General features: G+C 62.3%; 20 protein-coding genes. 16 read left to right on the top strand and 4 right to left on the bottom strand.

The features are described 5' to 3' along the window. Nucleotides 1-3 precede the first annotated feature (3 nt). From CCICO_RS05675 to CCICO_RS05625, 11 genes are all read left to right on the top strand, one after another. A complete protein-coding gene (locus CCICO_RS05675; RefSeq protein WP_018019694.1) occupies nt 4-1,005 on the top strand; it encodes a helix-turn-helix transcriptional regulator in 1,002 nt (333 codons plus the stop codon). Nucleotides 1,006-1,007: 2 nt separating this feature from the next. Next, nucleotides 1,008-1,313, top strand: a complete 306-nt coding sequence (gene tatA / locus CCICO_RS05670) for a Sec-independent protein translocase subunit TatA (protein ID WP_018019693.1) — start codon at nt 1,008-1,010, stop codon at nt 1,311-1,313. 85 nt (nt 1,314-1,398) lie between these two features. Then, nucleotides 1,399-2,529, top strand: a complete 1,131-nt coding sequence (gene tatC, locus CCICO_RS05665) for a twin-arginine translocase subunit TatC (RefSeq protein WP_018019692.1) — start codon at nt 1,399-1,401, stop codon at nt 2,527-2,529. A gap of 59 nt (nt 2,530-2,588) precedes the next feature. Beyond that, a complete protein-coding gene (locus CCICO_RS05660) occupies nt 2,589-5,390 on the top strand; it encodes a DEAD/DEAH box helicase (RefSeq protein ID WP_018019691.1) in 2,802 nt (933 codons plus the stop codon). An 88-nt stretch (nt 5,391-5,478) separates the two neighbouring features. Then, nucleotides 5,479-6,594, top strand: a complete 1,116-nt coding sequence (locus tag CCICO_RS05655; protein ID WP_018019690.1) for a M24 family metallopeptidase — start codon at nt 5,479-5,481, stop codon at nt 6,592-6,594. After that, nucleotides 6,594-7,313 carry an SDR family oxidoreductase gene (locus CCICO_RS05650; RefSeq protein WP_018019689.1) on the top strand — a complete coding sequence of 240 codons (720 nt, stop codon included), beginning with the start codon at nt 6,594-6,596 and terminating at the stop codon, nt 7,311-7,313. Before CCICO_RS05655 ends, CCICO_RS05650 begins: the two co-directional genes overlap by 1 nt. 19 nt (nt 7,314-7,332) lie before the next feature. Then, nucleotides 7,333-8,511: a precorrin-6y C5,15-methyltransferase (decarboxylating) subunit CbiE gene (gene cbiE, locus CCICO_RS05645; protein WP_018019688.1), complete on the top strand. Its 1,179-nt coding sequence runs from the start codon at nt 7,333-7,335 to the stop codon at nt 8,509-8,511. Nucleotides 8,512-8,524: 13 nt separating this feature from the next. Beyond that, on the top strand, nt 8,525-9,295 hold the full coding sequence (gene cobM, locus CCICO_RS05640; protein WP_018019687.1) for a precorrin-4 C(11)-methyltransferase: 771 nt from the start codon (nt 8,525-8,527) through the stop codon (nt 9,293-9,295). Beyond that, the gene (locus CCICO_RS05635; RefSeq protein WP_018019686.1) at nt 9,283-10,020 is read left to right on the top strand and encodes a cobalt-precorrin-6A reductase; all 738 of its coding nucleotides are present in this window, start codon (nt 9,283-9,285) and stop codon (nt 10,018-10,020) included. The genes cobM and CCICO_RS05635 overlap by 13 nt, the downstream gene beginning before the upstream one ends. Before the next feature lie 857 nt (nt 10,021-10,877). Beyond that, nucleotides 10,878-11,522 (top strand): hypothetical protein, encoded by a 645-nt coding sequence (locus CCICO_RS05630; RefSeq protein WP_018019685.1) that lies wholly within the window; start codon nt 10,878-10,880, stop codon nt 11,520-11,522. A 280-nt stretch (nt 11,523-11,802) separates the two neighbouring features. Then, entirely contained in the window at nt 11,803-13,257 is a 1,455-nt protein-coding gene (locus tag CCICO_RS05625; RefSeq protein WP_018019684.1) for a hypothetical protein, read from the top strand. An 89-nt stretch (nt 13,258-13,346) separates the two neighbouring features. Here the strand turns inward: CCICO_RS05625 and cobJ are convergent, their stop codons facing one another. The 4 genes from cobJ to CCICO_RS05605 form a co-directional block, all read right to left on the bottom strand. Then, nucleotides 13,347-14,867, bottom strand: coding sequence for a precorrin-3B C(17)-methyltransferase (gene cobJ / locus CCICO_RS05620; RefSeq protein WP_018019683.1), 1,521 nt, complete (start codon nt 14,865-14,867; stop codon nt 13,347-13,349). Between the two features lie 2 nt (nt 14,868-14,869). Continuing rightward, on the bottom strand, nt 14,870-15,466 hold the full coding sequence (locus CCICO_RS05615) for a precorrin-8X methylmutase (RefSeq protein WP_051067258.1): 597 nt from the start codon (nt 15,464-15,466) through the stop codon (nt 14,870-14,872). Nucleotides 15,467-15,541: 75 nt separating this feature from the next. Next, entirely contained in the window at nt 15,542-16,762 is a 1,221-nt protein-coding gene (gene cobG / locus CCICO_RS05610) for a precorrin-3B synthase (RefSeq protein ID WP_018019681.1), read from the bottom strand. A gap of 4 nt (nt 16,763-16,766) precedes the next feature. Further along, nucleotides 16,767-17,243 (bottom strand): hypothetical protein, encoded by a 477-nt coding sequence (locus CCICO_RS05605; protein ID WP_018019680.1) that lies wholly within the window; start codon nt 17,241-17,243, stop codon nt 16,767-16,769. An 18-nt stretch (nt 17,244-17,261) separates the two neighbouring features. Between CCICO_RS05605 and CCICO_RS05600 the strand changes: the two genes are divergently transcribed. From CCICO_RS05600 to CCICO_RS05580, 5 genes are all read left to right on the top strand, one after another. Continuing rightward, nucleotides 17,262-18,575, top strand: a complete 1,314-nt coding sequence (locus CCICO_RS05600) for a lipase family protein (protein ID WP_083878293.1) — start codon at nt 17,262-17,264, stop codon at nt 18,573-18,575. A gap of 214 nt (nt 18,576-18,789) precedes the next feature. Further along, a complete protein-coding gene (gene cobN, locus CCICO_RS05595; RefSeq protein ID WP_018019678.1) occupies nt 18,790-22,407 on the top strand; it encodes a cobaltochelatase subunit CobN in 3,618 nt (1,205 codons plus the stop codon). Nucleotides 22,408-22,544: 137 nt separating this feature from the next. Further along, nucleotides 22,545-23,072 (top strand): FxsA family protein, encoded by a 528-nt coding sequence (locus tag CCICO_RS05590; protein ID WP_018019677.1) that lies wholly within the window; start codon nt 22,545-22,547, stop codon nt 23,070-23,072. Then, nucleotides 23,072-24,604: an apolipoprotein N-acyltransferase gene (gene lnt / locus CCICO_RS05585; protein ID WP_018019676.1), complete on the top strand. Its 1,533-nt coding sequence runs from the start codon at nt 23,072-23,074 to the stop codon at nt 24,602-24,604. The genes CCICO_RS05590 and lnt overlap by 1 nt, the downstream gene beginning before the upstream one ends. Before the next feature lie 8 nt (nt 24,605-24,612). After that, the gene (locus CCICO_RS05580) at nt 24,613-25,422 is read left to right on the top strand and encodes a polyprenol monophosphomannose synthase (protein WP_018019675.1); all 810 of its coding nucleotides are present in this window, start codon (nt 24,613-24,615) and stop codon (nt 25,420-25,422) included. The last annotated feature ends 52 nt before the right edge of the window (nt 25,423-25,474 follow it).

The raw sequence follows: 25,474 nt of genomic DNA, 5'->3' as shown, positions 1-25,474 counted from the left end.
CCCATGGCCCGTGCCCAAACTGGTGAGAGGGTCAATGACCTCGTGCGCCTTCTTAACCTCATCCCGTATTTCCAAGCACACCCTGATGCCACTATCTCTGAGGCAGCCGCCGATTTGGGGCGTTCACCCAGCGAGATCACCGCTGATCTTCGCCGTCTGTGGTGTTGCGGCACCCCGGGGCTTTTGCCGGATAATCTGGTGGACTTCGACACCGACTTTAAGTCTGTCACCGTCACCAACAGTCAAGGCATGGACAAAGCCCTCAACCTCACCGCCAGCGAAGCTGGGGCGCTGCTGCTGGCCCTCGAGGCGCTGGAATCGCGGGGCTCGGTGGCCGATGTGGACTCCATTACCTCCGCCGCCGCGAAGCTGCGCGCCGCGCTTGGCGCCGCCGGAGAACCAGTGGTGGATGTAGAACAGCAGCTCTCCACAGTGGAACGGGAGTTTTTGGCCGCGGTGCGCGAGGCCGTGGCGGTAGATAAACAGCTCCGCTTCAGCTACGCCGGCGCGCTCGATGCTGAACCCCAAACCCGCACCATCAGCCCCGTGGCGATCTTCGATCACGATGGCCAGTCCTATGTGCGCGGCTGGGACCACGACCGCAACGATGAACGCACCTTCCGTGCCGACCGCGCCCACAGCGCCTCCGTCTTAGACTCGCCACGGCGGGTGCCCGGCACGGTCACCCTCGACGCCGAGGATCCCTTTGATCTGTCCAGCTCCGGTGAGGATGTGCACATTCGACTGCGTGAGGATGCGCTCTGGGTAGCGGAGTACTATCCCGTACACCTCGAGCTGCAGCCCGTCGATGGCTGGTACCCGGCCACAGTTCGGGTGCTGCATCCCCACTGGCTATACGGGTTTGTGGCTTCCTTGGGCGCCAGCGTGCGAATCGACTCCCCAGACTCGCTGCAACATGCCAGCCTCGTGCGCGCCCGCGCCGCCCTCGACGCGTATGATCATGTTCTACACGATCACTCATCACCTACAGCTACTGAGAGGTAAGCATGCCAACTCTAGGCTTCTGGGAAATTGCCTTAGTTGTTCTCGTCATTATCCTGCTCTTCGGCGCAAAGCGTTTGCCCGATGCGGCCCGTTCCTTGGGCCGATCGATGCGCATCTTTAAGTCCGAGGTCAAAGAGATGAGCAACGATGACAATCCGCAGCCCGCACCGCAGGTTCAGCAGCAGCTGCCACAGCAGCCGCAACAAATGCAGCAGCCGCAGCAGCCGGTGCAGCAACCTGTGCAGCAGCCGAATCCCGCTGCCCAGCAGTACCCCACGCAGCAGCAGTACCCGAACCAGCAGGGCTAGTTAACCGCCACCGCGCGCCGGTCCCATTGTTCACGATGGGGCGCGCGGTTGTTCATTGTCTGGGTTGAAGAGGAATTCCATCCGTATGAGCAGCTCCACCCCTGGCTCACCGCAGCGCCCCCACAGCGCTGCCGCCAGCACCAAGCGTCGGCGCCGCAAACCACCAAAATCTCCCGATGGCACGATGTCGCTGGCGGATCATATCCGCGAGCTTCGTCGCCGCGTGATCATTTCACTCATTGCGTTCAGCATCGGCACCGTGGTGGGCTTCATCTGGTTCCAGGTGAGCGTTGGCCCGATTCTTTCCTTGGGCGAGATTCTGCGTGGGCCCTATTGCAGTGTTGATCCGGAGCTGCGCGCGGACTTTACCAATAATGATGAATGTCGCCTGCTGGTGACCTCTCCTTTCGAGATGTTCCTGCTGCGGATGAAAGTCGGCGCCCTGGCAGGCGCCGTGATGGCCTCTCCGGTGTGGCTTTATCAGCTGTGGGCGTTCGTCACACCTGGGTTGAAGAAGAACGAGCGCAAGTGGACGATCACCTTCGTGGCAACGGCCGTGAGCTTGTTCATCATTGGCGCCTGCTTGGCCTATTTCATCGTGGACATCGGGCTTGAGTTTCTCATCACCATGGCCTCTGATGTTGCGGTCGCTGGTCTCAATGCCCATTCTTATTTCCGCTTCCTCTTGGCGCTGTTGTTGATCTTCGGAATCAGCTTCGAGGTGCCCCTCATCCTCATCCTGCTCAACGTGATGGGCGTGGTCTCCTACGACCAGCTCAAGGACAAACGCCGCATTATCATCGTCCTGCTGTTCATCTTCGCGGCGGTAATGACCCCCGGCCAGGATCCTTTCTCCATGGTGGTGCTAGCGCTCAGCTTGTGCCTGCTAGTTGAGGGCGCGTTGCAAGTCACCCGCTTGAACGATAAGCGGCGCTCAAAACAGCGCCCCGAATGGATGGATGTCGATGATGATCACGCCTCGGCGCTCTCCACCGCCCCCGGCGCAGTAGGCGCCCCGCAGCCGATCAGTGATCCCACTCCCACCGCGCACACACGACCCACTCACCCGAGTGGAGAGGTAGCATCCAGCGGTGCACTGCCCAAGCTAGGTGGCGTCGCCCAGCCTGGGCCTGTGCCCCCGGCTGAGCACAATCCGCACACCCCCTCCTCGAGTTATGGCGCCCAGAACTCCTCCTACTTCGATGATGTTCTCTAGCTGCAGCCAGTAGTAGGGGCGCGCGGCTAGTGTCTAGGCCATGCCTTAAAGTGGGGTGCATGGCGCTACAGATTGATCCCTTGTCTCATTTAGCAGTATTCACCTCGGAACTCGGATTTGAACTCGATGATTTCCAAGTAGAAGGCTGCACGGCGGTGGAGGCTGGGCGAGGAGTGCTCGTTTGCGCACCCACTGGCGCCGGTAAAACCATCGTGGGGGAGTTTGCGGTGTCACTCGCGCTGGCACGCGGCACCAAATGCTTTTACACCACCCCAATCAAAGCCTTGAGCAATCAGAAATACCACGACCTCGTGGCTATTCATGGCGAAGAAGAAGTGGGGCTGCTCACCGGGGATGTCTCAATCAATGGCTCGGCAGACATTCTGGTAATGACGACCGAGGTGCTGCGCAACATGCTCTACGCCGAGTCTCCGGCGCTCGACCGGCTGGGCTATGTGGTGATGGATGAAATCCACTTCCTCGCCGATCGTTCCCGAGGCGCGGTGTGGGAGGAGGTGATCCTCAACTTGGCCGAGTGGGTGAGTGTGATCGGGTTGTCTGCCACCGTGTCGAACTCCGAGGAGTTCGGCGAATGGATGCGCACCGTGCGCGGCGATACCGATGTGATCGTGACCGATAGGCGTCCCGTTCCGCTCGATCAATGGATGCTGGTGGGCCGTCGACTCTTTCCTCTCTTCGAAAAAGGAGATGGCGCAGAAGATCCCGAGGTTAACCGAGGATTGGTGGAGAAGATCACCAAGCTGGAAACCCGCGCTGATACTCCTGCGGCTCCGCGTTCCGGCTCCTTTCGTGATCGCGCCAGCTCCCGTGGCGCCCCCGCACGCTCAGCGAGGCGTTCGGGCCAGACCCGCTCCCAGGATGCTTATCGGCCGCTCGCTCGCCCTGAGGTTCTGCGGGTGCTGCAAGATCATGACATGCTGCCTGCGATCACCTTCATTTTCTCCCGTGCAGGCTGCGATGGCGCCCTGCACCAGTGCCTGCGTTCGAAGCTGATTCTCACCGAGGACAGCGAGGCAGAAGAAATCGCAGCAGCGGTGGATGCTGGGGTGGCCGATATCCCCGCCGACGATCTCGAAGTGCTGCAGTTCCGACGCTGGAAGCAGGCCTTAGTGCGAGGCTTCGCCGCCCACCACGCAGGCATGCTGCCGGCCTTTCGCCACATTGTGGAGGATCTCTTCTCTCGGGGGCTTCTCAAGGCGATCTTTGCTACCGAAACCCTCGCCCTAGGCATCAATATGCCGGCACGCACCGTGGTGTTGGAAAAGCTGGTCAAGTTCGACGGAGAAGGCCATGTGGACCTCACTCCAGGCCAATACACCCAGCTCACCGGCCGCGCCGGTCGCCGTGGAATCGATACTGTGGGCAACGCGGTTGTTCTGTGGCAGCCGGCGATGGATCCTCACCAAGTTGCAGGACTTGCATCCACTCGGACGTATCCGCTGAACTCCACCTTCGAGCCCGGCTACAACATGAGCGTCAATCTGGTGGCCACTCAAGGCTACGAGGCGGCACTGACGCTCATCGAGCAATCCTTCGCCCAGTTTCAAGCCGATGGCACGGTGGTGGAGGAGGTGCGCAATCTCCAACGGGCCGAAAAACGCCTCGAGGAGGCGTACGCCGTGCTCGAGCAAGCCCTCGAAGGGGTTGAACTTGATACCCCATTAGAGGAGGCGGCCCGCCAGCTCAGCGATTATGCTGCACTGCGGCGGCGGCTGAGCGAGGAAGAAAAGCAGGCCAAGCGTAGCGCGCTGCTCGATCGCTTTAACGAAGCGGAAACCACTCTGCGCCGGCTTGAGGTGGGCGAGGTCATCGCCGTACCGGGCCAGAAAAAGCCTCTGTTGGCGGTCGTGATTGAAAAAGCTCGCTTTGCCAATAACCCAGCTCCGCTGGTGCTGCTTGAAAGCGGGTGGCTCGGGCGTATCGACGCCGAGGCGGTAGGCATGGCACCTGAACGTCTTGGATCCATGCGCCTGCCACGGTCGGTTGTGCACGGCAAGGCCTCTAAGAAACAGCGCAGCCAGCTAGCGGGGCAGCTCCGCCACGGTGGCTTCGCCCGCCCCAAGCGCATGCGGGTGCGCAGCCGGCCGAACAAAAAGGTCAATGCTCTCAGAGCGGAGCTTACGGAGCACCCAGCCCACCGTTATCCAGAGCGTGAGCACCTGGTGTCCATCGCCATGGAGGCAGCCAAGGCGCAGCGTAGCGTCGATAAGCTACGCACGCGCATCGATACCGCCACGGATAGCTTGGGCAAGAAGTTCGACCGGATACTCGGTCTACTCACGGAGCTGGACTATATGGAGCTCGCTGAGGGCAGTCAGGAGCCCGTGGTGGCTGAAGAGGGTGAGAAGCTCGCCCAGATTCATAGCGAATCCGATCTGCTGGTAGCGCAGTGTCTGCGGCGCGGGATTTGGGATGGGCTCGATCCTGCGGAATTGGCGGGCGCGGCGAGCTGCGCCAGTTTCGACAACCGCAAGCCCAGTCAGGGCACGCCTCAAGCACCCACCGATGAGCTGGCCGCAGCTATCGACGGCACTGTGCGGGTGTGGGATGAGCTGATTGTGGATGAACGACGCCACCAGCTGGATCAGACCGCGATGCCGGATGCTTCCTTCGCGCTGGCGATCCACCAGTGGACTGCGGGCGCCCCGCTGGATTATTGCCTCGCTGCCGCCCAGGAATGTGGAGCCGAACTCACCCCCGGAGACTTCGTACGCCAAGTGCGCCAGGTAGCGGATCTGCTCGAGCAGGTGCGCACAACCGGCTACAACGATGACACCAAGCGGGCAGCACGGCAGGCCATCGATGCGATGCGCCGCGGCGTGGTAGCAGTGGGTGCCTAAACCACCCACAGCCTAGAGCAGCCTAAAGTTGGGAAGGTCCCCACACCGCGGCAGAAGTGGATAGGCACGAAAACACTAAGGAAGGTGAATGCTCATAGTGAGTATTGATTATTCGGCACGTATTCAACGCGCCCAGCGACTCTTGGCCGATAGTGGGTTCGCCGGGCTGGTGGCCAGCCCGGGACGGGAGTTTCGTTTCTTCACCGCTAAGGCCCTCGACACCCATGAACGGCTGAGCGCGTTGGTCATTCCCGCGCACGGAGATCCGGTGCTCGTGATCCCTGAGGTGGATGCGCACGAGGCTCCCAGTTTTCTGCCCGTTCGTGGCTGGCTGGATGGGCAGGATCCCTACGAGATGGTCAAACAGGCCCTTTCTGCTGCCGATCCTCGGGCACCGCTCGCGCTCAGCGAGCAGATGCCGCTGTCTCATGCAGCGCACTTTATGGACCGTGAGATCCACGGCGTCGATAGCGTCTTGCCCGAGCTCAGCGTGGTTAAAGACGCCGCCGAGATCGCATGGCTCGCCGAGGCCGCCGGCGCGATTGACGCGGTGCACGCCCAGGTGCCGGCGCTGCTACAGGAAGGGGTGAGCGAACGTGCTATCGCCGATCAGCTGCATAAGCTCATCCTTGACGCCGGCCACAGCAGCGTGGACTTCGTTATCGTGGGCTCGGGGCCCAACGGGGCGAATCCGCACCATAGCTTCTCCGAGCGCACTCTTCGCGCTGGCGACATCGTGGTAGTAGACATCGGCGGCACGATGCCCAGCGGCTATCACTCCGACTGCACCCGCACCTATGCAGTGGGCCAGATCGAGCCCGAGGTGGCCGAGATGTATGCGGTGCTCGAACAAGCCCAACGCGCCGCCGTTGCCGCCATCACCCCGGGGGTCACCGCCGCCGAGATCGATGCCGCCGCTAGGGAGATCATTGAGGCCGCCGGATACGGGGATGCGTTCTTCCACCGCACCGGCCACGGCATTGGGCTCGAGGTGCACGAGCAGCCCTTCATCATCGCCGGCAACGATCTTCCCGTGCGCCCTGGCATGTGCTTTTCCGTGGAGCCGGGTATTTATCTGCGCGGTCGCTTTGGCGCGCGTATCGAGGACATCGTGGCAGTCGATGACGATGGCGTGCGGGTGCTCAACACCCGCCCGAGGAGTCTCTACCCAGATAGCTCCGGCGCGCACCCAGAGGATCACTAATGTCTTCTCCGATTTTGCTGCTTGGCGGCACCTCCGATATTGGCGGGGAGATCGCGCTTCGGCTCTGCCCCGGCCGGCCGGTGATTCTGGCGGGTCGTTCGCCGGAGACGATGGAGCCGGTGGCCGAGAAGCTGCGCGCCCACGGTGCTGAGAGCGTCAGCATTATTGCCTTCGACGCGACAGATGGTGACTCTCACCGCCGGGTCGTCGAGCAGGCTGGGGGAGCGGCGATCACCGACGCGATCGTGGCTTTCGGTATCCTCGGCGATCAACACCGCGCCGAGCGGGATGAACAGCACGCCGCCGAGATCGCCCACATCGACTATGTGGCACAGGTATCCATGCTCACCGTGCTGGCCGATGTGATGCGCTCTGGCACAATCTATGCGTTTTCCTCCATTGCCGGCTGGCGGGCGCGGCGAGCCAACTATGTATATGGCTCCACCAAAGCGGGGTTAGATGCATTTTGTCAGGGACTCACCGACCGTCTTCATGGCACGGACGTGCACCTGCTCACAGCCCGCCCAGGTTTCGTGATCGGGTCAATGACCACGGGCATGACTCCAGCGCCGCTGTCATCTGCCCCGGCGCAGGTGGCCGAAGCGGTGCTTGCCGCCCGCGGGCGCAGTGCCACGGTGTGGATTCCTGCTCGGCTGCGGGTGTTGGCGTGGATCATGTCGTGCGTTCCCCGCCCGGTGTGGCGGCGGATGCCGCGTTAAGAAAGGCGTTGAGCTCATAGTGATCATTGATGTCATCGGTATTGGCGCGGAAGGGCTCAGCTCCCTGAGTCCAGCGGCGCGTTCTGCTCTCAGCACCGCCGAGGTGGTGCTGGGCTCGCCCAGGCAGCTTGCCCTCGTCGACGCCCCCACAACCCGGCCATGGCCTTCACCTCTAGTGCCCGCGCTGCCAGGCATAATCGCCGAGCTTTCTGGGAAGCGGGTGGCCGTGCTAGCTAGCGGCGATCCGCTCTTTCACGGTATTGCCAGCACCTTGCGCCGCGAGGTGCCCGAGGCGCAGCTGAGGATCTACCCAGCTGTGTCTTCATTCGCCTTGGCCTGTGCGCGACTCGGCTGGGCGCACCAAGAGACTGACCATACCTCGCTGGTCACCGGGGAGGTCGATGCCATCGGGGTGCTGGTAGATCAGGCCCGGCCTTTCCTTGTGCTTGGCCGCAATCGCTCATCCGCAGCGCAGGTCTGCGACTATCTTGATGCCCGCGGGCTGGGGGAGGCTACCGTGACGGTTCTTGCTGATCTCGGCTCGGACGCTGAGTGCATCACCACCGGCACCGCCGCCCAGCCTCCAGCGCTGAATAGCGATCTTGCCGTGATCGCGGTGGAGCCGCCGGCGCGCGCTGGCCGCTCTCTGGCCCCAGGGCTGAGCGACCACCACTATGAGAACGATGGGCAGCTCACCAAGCAGGACATTCGAGCCCTCACGGTGTGTGCTCTCGCACCCGTTCCCGGCGAGCTGCTGTGGGATATCGGTGGCGGTTCCGGTTCAATTAGCATCGAGTGGCTCCGGCTGGATCCCCGCAATCGCGCCCGCGTTTTCGAAAGCCATCCCGAGCGTGTACAGCGCATTGCCGCTAATGCCCGGGCGCTCGGCGTGCCCCAGCTTAAGATCAGCGGCGCGGCCCCTGAGGCTCTGCTGCGTAGTGACTCTCCCGACTGCATCTTCATCGGCGGTGGACTCACCCACGAGGGAGTGTGGGAGGCGGCTTGGGAGGCGCTGCGCCCGGGAGGTCGGCTGGTGGCTAACGCTGTGACTGCGGAGAGCGTCGAGAAGCTGTGGCAGTTGAAACAACGCTACGGCGGATGTTTGCGGCGTATCGCAATTGAAAACGAAACCACCATCGGTTCCTTTACCGCCTACAAGCCGGCCTATCCTGTATGGCAGTGGCGCATCCACAAATAGAAAGAACGAGCCCATGACTGTCTACTTCATTGGTGCCGGCCCCGGTGCCGCCGATCTTCTCACGCTCAGGGCCGACGCCCTGATCCGACGCTGCCCCGTGTGCCTCTACGCCGGCAGCATCGTGCCTGAGGAGGTGCTCGAGCACACCCCAGAGGGCGCGGAAGTGATCAACACTGCGCGCATGCCACTCGATAGCATCATGGAGGTAATCGAGCGCGCCCACAACGAAGGTAAGGATGTGGCTCGGCTGCAATCCGGGGACCCCAGCGTGTACTCGGCGCTCGCGGAGCAAGCCCGCCGCTTGAGTGATCGTGGCATCGACTACGAGATCGTGCCCGGCGTTCCCTCCTTTGCCGCCGCAGCTGCAAGCCTAGGCCATGAGCTCACGGTGCCCACCGTGGGCCAGTCCGTGGTGCTCACCCGCATCAATGGCCGCGCTAGCCAGATGCCCGAGGGCGAGCAGTTGGAGAATTTCGCTCGCACCGGCACGACGCTGTGTATTCACTTGGCCGCGCACGCAATCGATGAGGTCGTGGACACTCTCACGCCCTACTACGGTGACTGCCCCGTGGCCGTGGTGGCCTATGCCTCCCGCCCCGAGGAGCAGATTGTGCGCGGTCGCTTATCGACGATCGCCTCCGCCATCCATGACGCAGGAATTACCCGCACTGCCATGATTATCGTCGGTGAGGTCCTTGCTGCGGAGCAATTTCCTGACTCCTTCTTGTACTCCGATGACCGTCCCCGCGATGAGCACGGAAGGACCATTCCATGCGTGCACTGATTCTCGGCGGCACCTCTGAGGCCCGCGACCTAGCCAAGCGCATGTTCGCAGAAAACTGGGAGGTCACAACCTCCCTTGCAGGCCGCGTGGCTAACCCTACGCTGCCGGTGGGCATGGTGCGCATCGGTGGTTTCGGCGGCCCGGCGGGGCTAGCCCAGTGGATCGTGAGCAACGACATCGATGTCCTCATCGATGCCACCCACCCCTTTGCCGAGCGCATCAGCGAATCCGCGGCAGAGGCGAGCCGTGCCACTGGCTGCCCTCTCATTGCTCTGCACCGGCCCGGCTGGACTCCCCAGCCACGGGATCGCTGGCACTCCGTCGCCAGCGTCGACGAAGCCGCCAGCCTCGTCGCCCGCGACTACTCGCACATCCTGCTCACCATTGGGCGCCAAAAACTGGCCCCCTTTGCCAGCGACGCCCATAACCTCTACGTAATCCGCTGCGTAGACCCGCCTGAGGTGCAACTACCACCACGGCACCGGGTGCTTCTTGACCGCGGCCCCTTCGACATCGCCGGCGAGAAAAAGCTCATGATCGGCAACCAGATCGACGCGGTAGTGACCAAGAACTCCGGAGGCTCCTACACTCGCGCCAAGCTTGATGCCGCCCGCGAACTCGGCATCGACGTGGTGATGATCGAACGACCACCCCTACCCGGCGGATCTACCGTGATCGTGGTGGATAACGCCTCCGATGCCATGCGCGAAGCCAGGTTGGTCTAGTACATCACCCTTGCCAGTTCGGTAGCACTGTCGATGCACCGGCTGCAGGAGTCGGGTAACTCTGCCTCCGCCACCGCCTGATATCGATGCAGCACCCCAGCCACAGCTCCTCTCATCCCACACCGCATGCCAGGGCGGGAGAGAGGGGCTTTTCTCTGCATATACTTCGCCAAGCCACCCCCGAATCGGGCTAGGGGAACCTGTGTCTACCCCGGCTACGTCTAACCCTTGTGAGCCCATGCTTAGACCTCCGCCAAGCCATGGCGGCTGGATATTAGGCGTGAGTTCGTAACCACACTGTATTCCAGCACTGTGGACGAGTAATCACAGCCGGCTACCCAGACTAAGGGGGAATGAAGCATCCATGATTCATGGTGCTACTACGCAGCAGAGTTATGCGGCGGCCACGCGCCGTCATCATGGCGACACTGCAAGTCTGAAGACGGCTGTGACCTCGATGGTTGCTGCCACCAACCACGGTGCCCGCTTGGGATTGTCCTTCCTGTTCGCCATCTTTGGCACTAGACAGGTCACGTTCCAAGCACGCGAACGCCATTGCATACCCGCAACCGCCCACCATGTGGACGGAAAGCGCATCGTGGCGTCGCAACCTCAGGGCAGCACTGGCTGCGCGCCCACGCACAGGGGTCGCTTGGGCCGACGCGCCATGTCGCCTCACACCCACAGCATGGGGGCTGCGACAACGTGGCGAAGGGGCGAAGAGACGACCTCGGGGGATGTTGTCTCGTCCGCCGCTTCGCCACCCCTCACGGCGGTAAACCTAGTGAGTTGCACTGCAAAACTATATGGACTGATTAACTCTTAGTGCCAAGGACACACCCACTGGGAGGAGACCCATGAAGACTTATCGACGCCACCCTTCACGCCCCCATCACGCCGGGGTCGCGGCAGTGGCCTGCGCCTGTCTCATCGTCACCGGCTGCACCAACAAGGCAGGAGACCTGGACGACACAGACCAATCACACCAAGCGAACGCCGAGACATCGACCGAGGGCGGGGGAGAGGCCTCGCAATTACCGGAGTGGTTCGAAGCAACACCCGAGAAGTTTGATCACGAGGCGGCTGATTTTTCACTTGGGTCGCCTTGCGATCAACTTTCTTCCGAGCAGCTGGAGGAACTTGATCTCGTACCTGGTCGGCATATTCCACAGGGGCTATTCGAAGACATGGAACCTTGCTCCTACTACGACTCCTCGGATACTTCAGGTATCTACTTGGTCTCCCAAGACAGACATTCGCTGGAGGAGTTAGCCGCTCGTGTCACCCTTATCTCAAAAGAGAACTCATCTTTTGATCCTAAGGTTCATACATTTAGCTTGGGGGACGAAGTTTTCGCGGAATGTGGAGCTGGATCTTATACCGATAAAGGAAGACTATCAGTCGTGTATTCCAGCTCGTTGCCCGTGGCGCGCAACTATGAAGCTTGCGAAAAAGCCTTTAACAAATTGTTACAAATATCCCACAAACTTAAAGGAGAATGATATGCAAATCTGTAGTGACAACTTAGGAATCAATGGCGATCGACTCCGGCGTTGTTTCATGAGACTGATCGAGCTTAAATCAGTAAGTGCTTTGCAGGTATTAAGTGGAACATTCTCCGCTGTCTCTGGGCTCGACCAACTTGGCCTTGGACATTCAATGGTTCTACACTCCGCGCCTGGTTCGGCAGTCCAAGTCGGTTCTCTGTTTGCGGAACACATTAAGTGGCTAGGTGACGCCACGCACGCGACGAATGGCGAGTTCCAATTCCAAGATGCGGCAATGCGTGAGAGTCTCTACGGCACAGCTTCGAAGGAAGTACTGGGAACCTTCCCACCGAAGCCCACCACCATCTACACTGATTTCCCCTTTGCACCACCAGTAGTCAACCCAGCTACCACCCTCCAAGCACTCCAAGCCGCATTCGGCTCGACCCGTCTCAACGAGGTACACGCTGCGGCCGAGCGGTGGCGCTGGATCTCGACAGAATCTGCTGCTTTGGCTGATGATCTCCACCAAATCGCCAGTGACATCGCCGCCACCAACGAAGGCGAAGCAATCGACGCCTCCACAAGAACCATCCGCGACGCCGCCCAACAGGCCCAGCATTTCTCCACCAACGCGCAAGCCATGGCCCTCACTGTCGGCAACCTCCATACGATCCACAGCTACGGCAACAACCTCGTCAACCAAGCCATAGGCCGCACCTCCACCATCCCCGACCCAGCGATCAAGGCCCAAGCAGAAGACGCCTTTGTCAAAACCTTCACCACCACACTCTTCCCACCCTCACTCACCATGGGGGTCCCCATCCTCCGAAATCTCATGGCCACCCCACCACAAGGCGGCTACACCCACCTCATTCCCACCGGAATGAACCACGCCATCACCGCCGCCGGCCCCAACCTGCCTAAGACTCTCCGCATCCTCGACACCATCACGCACAACACCAACAGCACCCAACCAGGCGCTACCAACCGCGCACACGCCGCGCTCAACGAGCTCTCCTCCATCGCCCCACCCACCACTGAGACCGCGAGCACCGCGACACCGACCACCGCCGGAGCATCACAGCTCCACCAACCACTACAGGCCGCATCGCTGCACACAAGCCAACTACCTGGTGCTGTGGGCACGGCGCAGCCGCCACGCTCTGTCGTCAGCCCACTGTCCTCACCTGCTGTGTTGTCTGCCTCCTCGGGCTCGGGTGCTTCCCGCTCGGCTGCTGGCAGTGTTCAGCCGCTGGGGGCACTACCGCACTCGGGTATCTCGCACCGGCATGCAGCGGCGGGCGGTCCTCGTCATAGCGCACTGTCTGCACCGCACACATCGGTGAAGTCGGGGAGTGGGTCCACTCCCGCGCCGATGGCCCAGCGAAGCCGGGGTCTACTCGCCCCGGGCGCGCCGGCAGCTCCTCATCAATCACCGGTTGCTAGCTCCACGCCACGGGGTGTGTCCTCACCTTCAACCACGGTGCTCGGAAACACTGCCACCAACTCAAAACCCACCGCAGCGCGCACGCCCGGAGCCGGTGGTTTTGCACCCACCCATAACCGCAGCGCGAAACCGAAGGGCAAAGGCCCCATTGTCTCCGTGCTCGCACCCGAAGAAAAAGACGCGAACAAACGCGCCCTCATCGGCAAACAGACTCCCCGCATTGCCGGTCCCATCGGTACTTGGGCACGTCACGCCTCTGGGAAAAGCACCAGCACGAGCACCAAACATAACCAACACTAAAGCCTCGCAGCACACCGCAGCCGGCTGCGCTTTCCCAAAGACTTTTTCAGGAGAGGCGCAGCCGGCTGCAGTCGTTGTTGTTGGCTTCGCTAAAATAGGTTCAACGGGTCAGTGGTGTTGTAGCGACGAGAGGTAAACACCCTGGTGCTGTTATCGGGGCCCCCGCGGTAGACGGTGGTAGTGGAGGCGCCGATGATCACCATGGTGCGCATATCAACCATCTCAGGGTCGAAGTCGCCCAAGGTGGTTATGTGCACTCGCTCCTGTTCAGAGCCCACGGCACGGGCAACGATCACCGCCACCTCGGGGGACTGGTATTCGCCGACGATCTCGGCAAGTTTTGCCACCTGTTCGCGGCGTGTTTTCGATGCCGGGTTATACACAGCGAACGCCATGTCGGCGGAAGCGAGTGCCCTGATGCGTGTCTCGATAACCTCCCATGGTTTAAGACGGTCGGACAGCGAGATCATGCCGAAATCGTGGCCCAAAGGTGCGCCGACACGCGAGGCCACCGCTTGGGCGGCGGTCATGCCAGGCACCACCCGCACGGGCACCTCAGCCCACTGTGGATCTTGGGCCACATCGAGGACGGCGGATGCCATGGCGAAAACCCCCGGATCGCCCGAGCTCACTACGGCTACGCGCTTGCCTTCCTTCGCCAGGTCGAGGGCCATGGCGGCACGCTCGGCCTCTACTTTGTTGTCGGAGAGGTGCTGGCGTTGCCCAGCCCTCTGCGGTACGCGTCGTACGTACGTGGAATAGCCCACAACGTCTGTGGCGCGGGCGAGTTCCCACGCGGTTTCCGGGGTGGTCCATGCTGAATCCCCAGGACCTAGGCCCAGCACAACCACTTCGCCGTGGGAAGGCTGCTGATTATCAAGCACAAAGCCTTGACGCCGGCTGGGAACAACCACGCAGGAGAAGTAGGGGATACTATCCGCGTCGGCCTCAAGAACTGGGACGATGCGCTGGCCGTCCATACTCGCCCGAGAGACCACATAGGAGTCCGCGGCGCGGCCGGTCGCTTCGAGCGCCTCGCGCACCGCAGTGAAGGTTCGTCCCAGTTTCATAATCACGGCTGTATCAGCGGCGCTGAGCGCGCGTTTGAGTTTTTCCACACCGACGGTGGCGGGAAGCACGGTGAGGATGTCCTCGGCTTCGGCTAGGGGCATGCCCAAGGCATCGGCGGAGGCCGTGATCGAGGGGATGCCAGGAATAATCTCAGCGTCGTACTCGCTCGCTAGTAAGCGGTGTAGATGCTGGTAGGAAGAGTAGAGCATGGGATCGCCGAGGCTGAGCACTACGACAGTTTTACCCGCAGCTAGGTGGTTGCCGAGCCGCTCGGCGGCCTCAGTGTAGAACTCGGCCATCGCCCCAGCGTAGCCACCGGGGTGGTCGGTAATCCCCGTGGTCACTGGGTAGGCGAGCAATTCCTCCTCGCAGTCTGCGGGAAGATACTCGGCGGCGATAGTGCGCGCTGTGGAGCTGCGCTTCGGCCCAGCGTGATAGGCCACCACGTCAGCCCGCTGTAACGCAGCCACCGCTTTTAGGGTGAGAAGCTCGGGGTCACCGGGGCCTACTCCGATGCCAATGAGTTGTCCTTGAGCCACGGTTAGATGATCTCCTTCTCGGTGGCGAGGGCATTGATCGCGGCACACGTAATAGCGGAGCCGCCGCGGCGGCCGTGCACAGTGAGGAACTGGATGCCCAGATCCTCGGCGGACTCGGCGAGGGCTTGCTTGGATTCGGCGGCGCCAACGAACCCAACGGGGATACCCAACACTGCTGCTGGCCGCGGGCGTGTCGGGTCCTCCTCTAGCCAGTTGAGCAGATGAAACAGGGCGGTTGGTGCGTTGCCGATGGCCACCACGGCGTCGTGCAGGATGGGCTCCCAGCGTTCCACTGCTGCGGCTGAGCGGGTGGTGCCGAGGCTGCGTGCGAGCTCCACGGTCTCTTCGTCGCGAAGCATGCACACCACATCGTTGTCTGCGGGCAGACGCTTGCGGGTGATGCCAGAGCGGACCATGTTGACGTCGGTGATGATCGGTGCGCCGCTGCGTAGCGCAGAGCGAACTGCGGGAACAAGAGCGGCGGAGAACTCGATGTCCTCGGCGAGGTCGGTAGCCCCGGCGGCATGGATCATGCGCACAGCCACCTGGGATTGCTCATCGTCGAAGAAGCGGGAGAGATCGGATTCCTCGCGGATCATGGCGAAGGATTGACGGTAGATCTCGTTGCCGTCGGTTTCGTAGGTGTACACCTGTCAGGTTGTCCTCTCAGGGGTTTAGAACGTGCGCGCGGTCGCAGGGGTGCCGCTGGCTACGGAGACCTCGTAGTCGCCATCGCCTTCGGCGAGGTAGTCCCAGTAGTTGTGCAGCGGATGTCCGCATCGGCGTTCGCAGCCGGAAAAGTGCACCGCATCGGCGGTCGTGGGATCGGGAAGAGCGTGGGTGCGGATCGCGCTGAGGGCATCGCCGCGCACATCGCTGCGGGACTTGGTGCAGCCCGGCAGTCCAGTGCAGGCGGTCACCCGCAGCCAAGGAGAGCGACGATCAAAGACGAGCCCCTGCGGGGCAAGCACCTTGGCCACTGCCTCGGCCTCGTCCTCGTGCAGTTCACACACCACCACTCCAGCCCACGGGGTGATGCGCACGGGTTTGTCGGTGGCGGCGAGCATGCGCGCCACACGCGCGCTGAGCACTCCGAAAGGCAGTGAGGCGCCGAGATCCACCAGCCCGTCGCTGCGCTCGAGCCAACCTATGGGGGCCTCATCTGCTTTGGCCCGCTGAGCCACCTCAAGCGTGGTGCTGGTGCGACTCACCTCGGGCAGGGTTTCTAGGTGGCGCAGGAGCTCGTCGCGAAGCTCGGGGTTTTCTTGGACTCGCCAGTGGTCACCGCGGATACGCTGCCACTGCTCGGCAGCGGCGACGAGGATCTGGGGGGTGGCGTCGATAAGCGCAGACAAAACGGTGGGCACCCCGCCGAGAACGACAATTGCCTCGGTTTCGCTGTGGATCTGAATGCCGAAGTCGGGATGGTTGGCAGTGATGGCGCCGTCGCCGGCGTCGAGGCCAAAGAGCGTGCGGCCGGATAGGCCGGTGACTTCTGTGCTGGCGAGCAGACCCTCGTCGAGGCGGGCAACGAGCTGATCGAGTGCGGGGGCGAGGGGAGAGGCGATGATGTTGCGGATCTTGTCGTGGGCGCTGCTCGGTACCAGCCCGAGCTCGCACACGGCGGAGGAAAAGGCCTCACGCTCGCTAATGCCGCGGATCTGCACATTGCCTCGGGTGGTGACGTGAATATCGCCATCGCCGTGCTCCTCAGCGAGCTGTGCAAGAGCTGCAAGATGCGCGGAGCTGGCCCGCCCGCCGGCGATGCGAATGCGGCCGATGAAACCATCGGCGGCTTGGTGCATCGTGAGCGCGCCTGGGCAGCCGTCACCGCGCTGCCGATTGCCCAGCCCGAGCGTGTCGGACACGGATGGGACGTAATCGAACTTCTCCATAGGTTTAAAGATAGTCCCGTGCCGATCCTAGAGCCCATGCCAGGCCCGGCGCGGCCTCCATCGGTTCTTCTGGGGCGGTGCCAAACACGGCGAGTTTCACCCACGAGCCGGGAAAGAGCAGCTGTTCGTGGTCTTCTCGGGCGAGGCAGTAGGTGAAGGTGATTTCGCCCGGAATTTTCGGTGGGGCCCACACGATCGCCCACTCCCACTCGCCTGTGGCGACGAGCGCATGGCCGAGCAGCATCGCCACATATTCGGCTTCCTCAGGCACGGGCATGCCCACAGCGCCGAGTACCCGGTGGGGGTAGTCAGTGTCTAGCCCGTAGGCGCGGAGCAGGATGGCGTCGAGTGCGTGCAGGTTGTGATCGTCAAAGTCTTGGCCCCAAGCCTGAAACATCTCCGCGGCGGTGCGAGCATAGGAATCGAGGGTGTCACCGAAAAGCTCTCGTCCGAGGGCGATGTTCTGGTCAAATTCAGCCATGGGTTTATCCTAACTGGCATGAAGCCTCCTCCTCCTCAATCCTCGGCCGGAACTGCCTCGGCCGCCCGTGCGGGCCGTCATCCCAGTGCTGGTCGGGGAGTGGCTGCGCAGCTGCGGGTGGTGGCCGGGGTTCTTGCTCATGGTCTGAGGCGCCGGTCCTCGCCGCCGGAGGTGCAGGTGCGCACGCAGCCGCATCCTTCACGCCGCGGGGTGCTGATTGAGTCCCGCCGCACCTCCACGGTGGGGGTGGGTGGACGTATGATCCCGGCGCGCAGTTGGCGTTTTAGCTACACCACTGATGATTCAACGGGCCGCGTCATCCCTGCCACCGGGCTCTATATTCGGCCGCTGCGCCCGTGGACGGGGCCGAGTCCGCGCCCCGTGGTGGCCTTTGCCCCCTCCACCCAAGGAATGGGAGCCTCCTCTGATCCTTCGCGGTCTGCGCCGGTGGGGTGGGCGATTCAGCGTAGCGGCCGACGTATCGAGGACGTGGTTTTTGCCTATGAGCTGCCGGTGATTAATCACTTCGTTTCCCGCGGCTTCGGCGTAGTCGTGATCGACTATCCCCGCGATCCCCGCACCGGCATTCAGCTCTACGCCAACAACATCGCCTGTGCACGGGCGCTTATCGACGCCATCCGCGCGTGCAGCAGCCAGTTCTTTCCGGCGACCGCCCCGGTGGGCTGGTGGGGCTTTTCCCAGGGCGGGGGAGCCGTGGGCAAGGCCTGCGAGCTCGCCGATGAAGCCGAGCCGAAGCCCCGCGCGGCAGTGGTGGGCGCGCCTCCCTCGGATTTAGTTGAGGTGCTGCGCTATGTGGATCACCACACCCTCACCGGCATTGTTTCCTTTGCGGTGCTGGGGTTTTATACCTCCCATCCCGAGACTGTACGGGCGGCGCTGGGCAAGGTGAGCGATCACGGTCTCGAGCAGATCCGGGCCACGGCGCTGTTATCTGCGTTCGGGGCGGCGTTGCGCGGCGGTTGGCGAGGGAGCAAACATTGGACCACCAATGGGCAGCGGCTAAGCGCCACCTTGGAGGAATCCGAGGCGCTCCGAGCCGAGCTGGATCGGCATCGCCTCGGCACCGAACCACTGCGCGTTCCCACCCTGTTGTGGGGCAATCGCTTCGACGATGTGATTCCTTTTCCTCAGGTGGACGCAGTAGCGCAGGGCTGGGCAAGGCTCAGTGCGGAGTTTCTGCACTACAAGGTGTACGCCTTTCTGCCCACCATGTTTCACTTCACTGTCGGGCACTTCGGCACTTATGCGCTCACGATGCGTCGTCACGCTCGCTGGCTGAGCAGCCATCTGCTGAACGATGCGGGGAGCTGAAGAAAAGCCGGTGCGCGGAGGCCACTAGTGGCCTTGAGCCACATCACATATGTGTAGGGTTAGGTCACAGTCAGTGTCTTGGGAAACCGGTGCAATTCCGGTTGCGGTCGCGCCACTGTGATAGCCAGACCTCAAGGCAGCTGTCGATGTTGTATCACCATTGTTCGCGTGGGCGCGCACACCCCACACACGATGAAAGCGAGTCATCTGCTCCATGATTCTGTTGCTCTCCACCTCTGATACGGACTTGCTCTCCGCCAAGGCCGCCAATGCCGAGGACAACGTTCACTACCGCTACGCCAATCCCACCGGGTTGAGCTCCGAACGGATCGACGAGCTGATCGGCGACGCCGAGATTATCGTCGCCCGCCTCCTCGGTGGCTATCGCTGGTGGGAAGACCTCATCACTACCGTGCTCGCCCACAATAAGCCCACCGTGTTCGTCTCCGGCGAGCTGGCCGTGGACGCTGAGCTCACTCGCACCTCCACCACCCCTGCTGGTGTGACCACCGAGGCCCACACCTACCTGGCGGAGGGCGGGGCGACAAACCTCGTGCAGCTGCACCACTTCCTCTCGGATACGGTGCTGCTCACTGGCTTTGGTTTTCAGCCACCGGAGCGCATGCCCATGTGGGGCCACCTTGATCATTCGCTCACCGAGCAGCGCACCGGCAATGCCCCGCGCATTGGCATCATCTACTACCGCGCCCAGCATTTGGCCGGTAATACCGATTACATCGCTGAGCTTGCCCGCGCGATTCAGGCGGCTGGGGCAGTGCCCGTGCCGCTGTTTGCTGCCTCCTTGCGCCAGGCCTCCGAAGAACTGCTTGATGAGCTCTCCACCATGGACGCGATCATCACCACCGTGCTCGCCGCTGGCGGTAAGTCCCCGGCTGGGGCACAGGCCGGCGGCGATGACGACGCCTGGGATGTTAAAGCACTCGCCGCCTTGGATGTGCCCATTATCCAGGGCATTGCCACCACCTCGCCGCGGAGTCAGTGGGTGGACAATGAGGACGGCCTCACCCCACTCGATGTGACCAACTCGGTGGCAGTGCCCGAGTTTGACGGCCGTATTATCACCGTGCCCTTTTCTTTCAAGGAATACGATGACGACGGCCTGATCTCTTATGTGGCCGATAAGGAGCGCTGCGCCCGACTGGCGTCGATCAGCGTTAACCACGCCAAGCTGCGCTTTATCCCCAATGAGCAGAAGAAGATTGTGCTCATGCTCTCGGCATATCCCACCAAGCACGCCCGTATCGGTAATGCCGTGGGACTTGACACCCCAGCCTCCACGCTACGGGTGCTGCACGCGCTCGACGAGGCCGGCTATAACCTCGGCGACACCTCCCAGATCCCCGGTTTTGACGACGGCAACTCGGATGCGCTCATGCACGCCGTGATCGACGCCGGCGGACACGACCCCGAGTGGCTCACCGAGGAGGTGCTGCGCACCAACCCGCTGAAGCTGTCGAAGGACGATTACTGTGCCTTCTTCTCCACGCTTCCTAGCTCCATGCAAGAGGAAATGATTGAGCACTGGGGCCAGGCCCCAGGCGAGCACTACGTCAATCCCGAGACTGGGGAGCTGTATATCGCCGGTTTGCAATTTGGCAACGTGATGCTCATGGTGCAGCCGCCGCGGGGCTTCGGTGAAAACCCAGTGGGTATCTACCATGACCCCGACCTGCCCGCGAACCATCATTACCTCGGCGTGTACTACTGGCTGCGCGAGATCTTCGGCGCCCACGCGATCGTGCACATGGGCAAGCACGGCAACATGGAGTGGCTTCCCGGCAAGACCGTGGGCCTGTCCAATGAGTGTTACCCCGATCAAGCCATCGCCGATGTGCCCCTGATCTATCCTTTCCTCGTCAATGACCCCGGCGAGGGCGCCCAAGCCAAGCGCCGTGCCCACGCGCTGTTGGTGGACCACATGATTCCCCCCATGGCGCGGGCGGAATCCTACGGCGATATCACCCGTCTGGAACAGCTTCTCGACGAGCACCAGAACATCTCCGCCATGGACCCGGCGAAACTTCCGGCTATTCGCCAAGAGATCTGGACGCTGCTGCAGGCCGCCAAGATGGATCAAGACCTCGGGTGGGAATCCCGCCCCGATGAGGATGTCTTCGATGACATGCTCATGCACGTCGATGGCTGGCTCTGCGAGATCAAAGACGTAGCCATCCGCGGCGGCCTGCACGTGCTTGGCCGGCGCAGCGAAGACGAGGAGCTGGTGGAGCTCGTAGCCGCCATGCTGCGCTCCCGTCAGCTGTGGGGTGGCGCCAGTGCCGTCGAGGGCCTGCGTGAAAGCCTCGGTCTCTCCGAGGCGGGCGATGAAACCCGCGGCCGCGTTGATCGCATCGAAGAAATCGCCGTGGCCCTCATCCGCAACCTGGCCGAGCACAACTGGGACCCGGCGGCAGTGGATGCTGTACTCAGCAGCGTCGAACTTCCCGATACCGCCAAGCTCGATCAGCTGGCCCATCTGCTGCGCTTCGCCGCTGAAGAAGTGGTGCCGCGCCTAGCAGCCACCCCGCGCGAGATCACCCAGATTCTGCGCGCCCTCGAGGGCCGCTTCATCGAGGCTGGCCCCTCCGGCTCGCCCATGCGCGGGCTGATCAACGTGCTGCCCACCGGCCGTAACTTCTATGCCGTGGATCCCAAGGCCATCCCGTCCCGCCTGGCGTGGGAGACCGGCCAGCTGCTGGCCGATTCCCTCATCGAGCGCTACCAATCCGACCACGATGGCGCTTACCCAGAGTCCGTAGGCCTGTCGGTGTGGGGCACCTCCGCCATGCGCACCTCAGGTGACGACATCGCAGAGGTCTTCGCCCTGCTTGGCGTGCGCCCCGTGTGGGACGAGGCTTCCAGGCGAGTAGTGGATCTGCACGTGATCCCGCTCGAAGAACTCGGCCGCCCGCGTATCGATGTCACCGTGCGTATCTCCGGTTTCTTCCGCGACGCTTTCCCCCACGTGATTACGCTGATCGACGATGCCGTGCAGCTGGTCGCCGGCCTTGATGAGCCACACGAGCACAACTACGTGGCCGCCCACGCCCAGGCCGACGTGGATTCCGGCCTGACCCCGCGTCGCATCTTCGGTTCCAAGCCCGGTACCTACGGCGCCGGAATGCTCGAGCTCATCGAATCCGGTAACTGGCGCGATGACCAAGACCTCGCCGCCGTCTACACCTCTTGGGGCGGCTACGCCTACGGCCGCGACCTGCCTGGGGTGAAGGCCGACGAGGAGATGAAAGCCGCCTACCGTCGTATCAAGGTGGCGGCGAAAAATATCGACTCCGCCGAACACGATATCGCCGACTCGGATGACTACTTCCAGTATCACGGCGGCATGGTGGCCACCATCCGTGCTCTTACCGGAGAAAACCCGGATGCAGTGATCGGCGATTCCACCCGCCAAGAAACAGTGAAAACCCGCAGCCTGCACGAGGAATCCCGGCGCGTCTTCCGCGCCCGCGTGGTCAACCCGCGCTGGATCGAGGCCATGCGCCGCCACGGCTACAAGGGCGCCTTCGAGATGACCGCCACGGTGGATTATCTCTTCGGCTATGACGCCACCACAGGGCTGATGGACGACTGGATGTATGAAACCCTCACCGATACCTACGTTAAGGATGAGACCAATCGGGAGTTCTTCCAGCAATCCAACCCCTGGGCACTCAAGGACATCGCCGAGCGGCTACTCGAGGCCGCCGACCGCAACCTCTGGGAGAAGCCAGACCAGGAACGCCTCGACCTGTTGCGCGATACCTTCCTTGAGATGGAAGGCGATATTGAGGCCCGCAGCGACTCCGAGAACTAGGCCTTTTAAGGCCCACTAGATACTGGAGTCATCCGCCCCGCCGAGACACACGTACTGATGGTGCCCTCGGCGGGGCGGTTGTTGTGTACCACTGGGCTGTAGCTAAGCGTCGAAAAGCTGCGATAGAATGGCTCACCGTGCGTTTAGGACTACTTTTCCCTCTGTACATCATCGGTGAGATCCTCGCTTTCTACCTCGTTGGCCGATGGATCGGCTTCGGCTGGGCGATCCTGGTCCTCGGCATCCTTTTTGTGCTCGGCATCGTCTTTGCCAACTATGAGATGCGCGCGATTGCGCGCCGCGCCGCCACACATCCACAGTCGGCCCGCCCAGGACAGGTGGTGGGGGATTATGGTCTCCTCTTCGCCGGCCTAGTGGGAGTGGCCCTGCCCGGCTACATCACCTCCGTCACGGGCATCCTCTGCATTCTGCCGCCCACCCGCGCCATCATTCGGCGTGTCATCTCACGCACCACTATGGCGCGGCTGGATAAGCTCAGCGTGAAAACCTTCACCATGACTCAGCAGCGCGGAACCTATGGCTCCTTCGCGCCAGTCATTGATGAGGAAGAGATCAAAAAATGGTCAGACAACGTCAATCCTGAGGACTTTGACACCCCACGCACTGACTCCGACGAGGGCAGCGACACACCCGATTCCAAGTAATGCCGATACTTGCTCGCCTAGCCTGCGCAGCCATCTCTGGGCTGCTGCTATATCTCTCCTTTGAACCCCACGGCATATGGCTTGCTGGTATCGCCAGCTTCACGCTGCTCTATGCTGCGCTTCGCCCGTGGACCCGGCCCGTCAACCACCGCCTCGGCGTGGGCGGGGGACTGCTGGTGGGCGCCACCCATGCCCTGTGTGCCTATGCTTTGCTGCTGCCGTGGGTGGGCGAATTTGTTGGCGCCGAGCCCTATATCGCGCTCGCCGTGGTCAATACGCTCTACATACTGCTCTTCGCCAGCATCGCCCCGCGTCTAGGACCGGTGGCGTTTAGCCTGTGGTACGTAGCCGTGGAGTGGCTGCACTCCACCTGGCCTTTCGGCGGCTTCGCTTGGGTGCGCGTGGCTTGGGGACAAATCAACGGCCCACTGAGCGCGCTCGCCCCCGTGGGCGGGCCCGCACTGATCTCCGCCGCCACCGTCGGCATTGGGGCGAGCCTCGCCGCTGTTGTGATGCACGCGCGGCGATCAGGTGTGCTCACGCTCGCCACGATCGCCGCTGTGGTGCTAGCGGGCACGCTGTATAGCTCCTCGCTACACAACACCAAGCCCATAGGGGAGGTGACGGTGGCCGCCGTGCAGGGCAATGTGCCGCGCATGGGTTTAGATTTCAACGCTCAGCGTGAAGCGGTGCTGAATAATCACGTCGCTGAGACCGAACGCATCGATCAAGACGTGGACATTGTGGTGTGGCCCGAAAACGCCTCCGATGTCAATCCCTTCGCCAACGCCCACGCGAGAGACCGCATCGACCGCGCCGCAGAGCAGGTGAACGCGCCTATCTTGGTGGGCACCATCACCCGCGACGCGGCAGGTCCTCGCAACACCATGGTGGTGTTCAACGAGGACGGCACCGTGGGCGAGCACCACCACAAGAAATACCTGCAGCCCTTCGGCGAATACATGCCCTACCGGGATTTCTTCCGACACTTCTCCGACTATGTCGATATGGCCGGCAACTTCGTGCCCGGCGCCGGCTCGGGAGTGGTGCACATGGACGGCATCGCCGTTGGCGTGTCCACCTGCTACGAGGTGGCCTTCGATCAGGCGGGCCGCGATGCGATAGCCGCCGGCGCGGAGATACTCACCACCCCAACGAACAACGCCACCTTCGGCTTTACCGACATGACCTATCAGCAATTAGCCATGAGCCGGCTGCGCGCCAAGGAACTAGATAGGGCAGTGGTGGTTGCCGCCACCTCAGGAGTGTCTGCGCTGGTCAATCCACGTGGCGAGGTGCTAGAACAGACCGAGATCTTCACCCACGATCATCTGGTGGATACGCTGCCACTACGCAACAGCCGCACCATTGCGGCGGACCATGGTGGTCAGATCGAAGCGGGACTCACTATCATGGGAGTGTTAGCCGCTGCGGCCTGTATAGTGCGGGGCCGCCGTGCGCGACGTCAGCCCCGTGAAGAGGCGCCTTCCCACCCCCATGGTGCGGATGCGTCCACTAACAATGGAAAGTAGCGACATCTGTGACTAAGCCGAGTGAGAAGACCCTGGTCATTATCCCGACCTACAACGAGCGCGAGAACACCCCGCTGATCACCGCTCGCATCCGCCAGGCCACCCCGGATGTAGACATCCTCATTGTGGATGACAACAGCCCCGATGGCACCGGCGAGGTTGCCGATGAGCTCGCCGCGAAGGACAATCACATCCACGTCTGCCACCGCAAGGCCAAAGAAGGCCTGCTGGGAGCCTATATTGAGGGCTTCAATTGGGGCTTGGAGCGCGACTACACCGTGCTGTGCGAGATGGATGCCGATGGCTCCCACGCCCCCGAGCAGCTCCACCAGCTGCTCGACGCTGTCGATGAGGGCGCCGATCTGGTCATCGGCTCCCGCTACATCCCGGGCGCACGAGTGGTCAATTGGCCCAAGAAGCGTTATGTGCTGTCTAAGGGTGGAAATATCTACATTTCGCTCGCTCTCGGTGCAGGCTTGAGCGATATGACAGCAGGCTATCGCGCTTATCGACGCGAAGTCCTCGAAGCTATCGACTTCAAGGAACTATCAAACGCCGGCTACATCTTCCAGGTCGATCTCGCCTTCCGGGCCGTCCAGGCCGGTTTCGATGTCCAGGAAGTTCCAATCACCTTCACCGAGCGGGAGATCGGCGAGTCCAAGCTCGACGGCAGCTTCGTCACCAGCTCGCTTTCGCAGGTCACCCTGTGGGGGCTCAAGCACCGCGCCGATCAGGCACGGGAGCTGTATAACCAAACCTCCCGGCAGCTGAAGTACGAGATCAAGCGCCACAAGACTCGACCGAAGTTCCACAACTAGCTGCCATCCCCCGCCACGCTCCGTGCCAGATGGCGCACGGTGCGGGGTGGGG

This window comes from Corynebacterium ciconiae DSM 44920, assembly GCF_030440575.1.
GTDB lineage: Bacteria > Actinomycetota > Actinomycetes > Mycobacteriales > Mycobacteriaceae > Corynebacterium > Corynebacterium ciconiae.
This window is presented reverse-complemented; position numbering and strand designations above follow the sequence as displayed.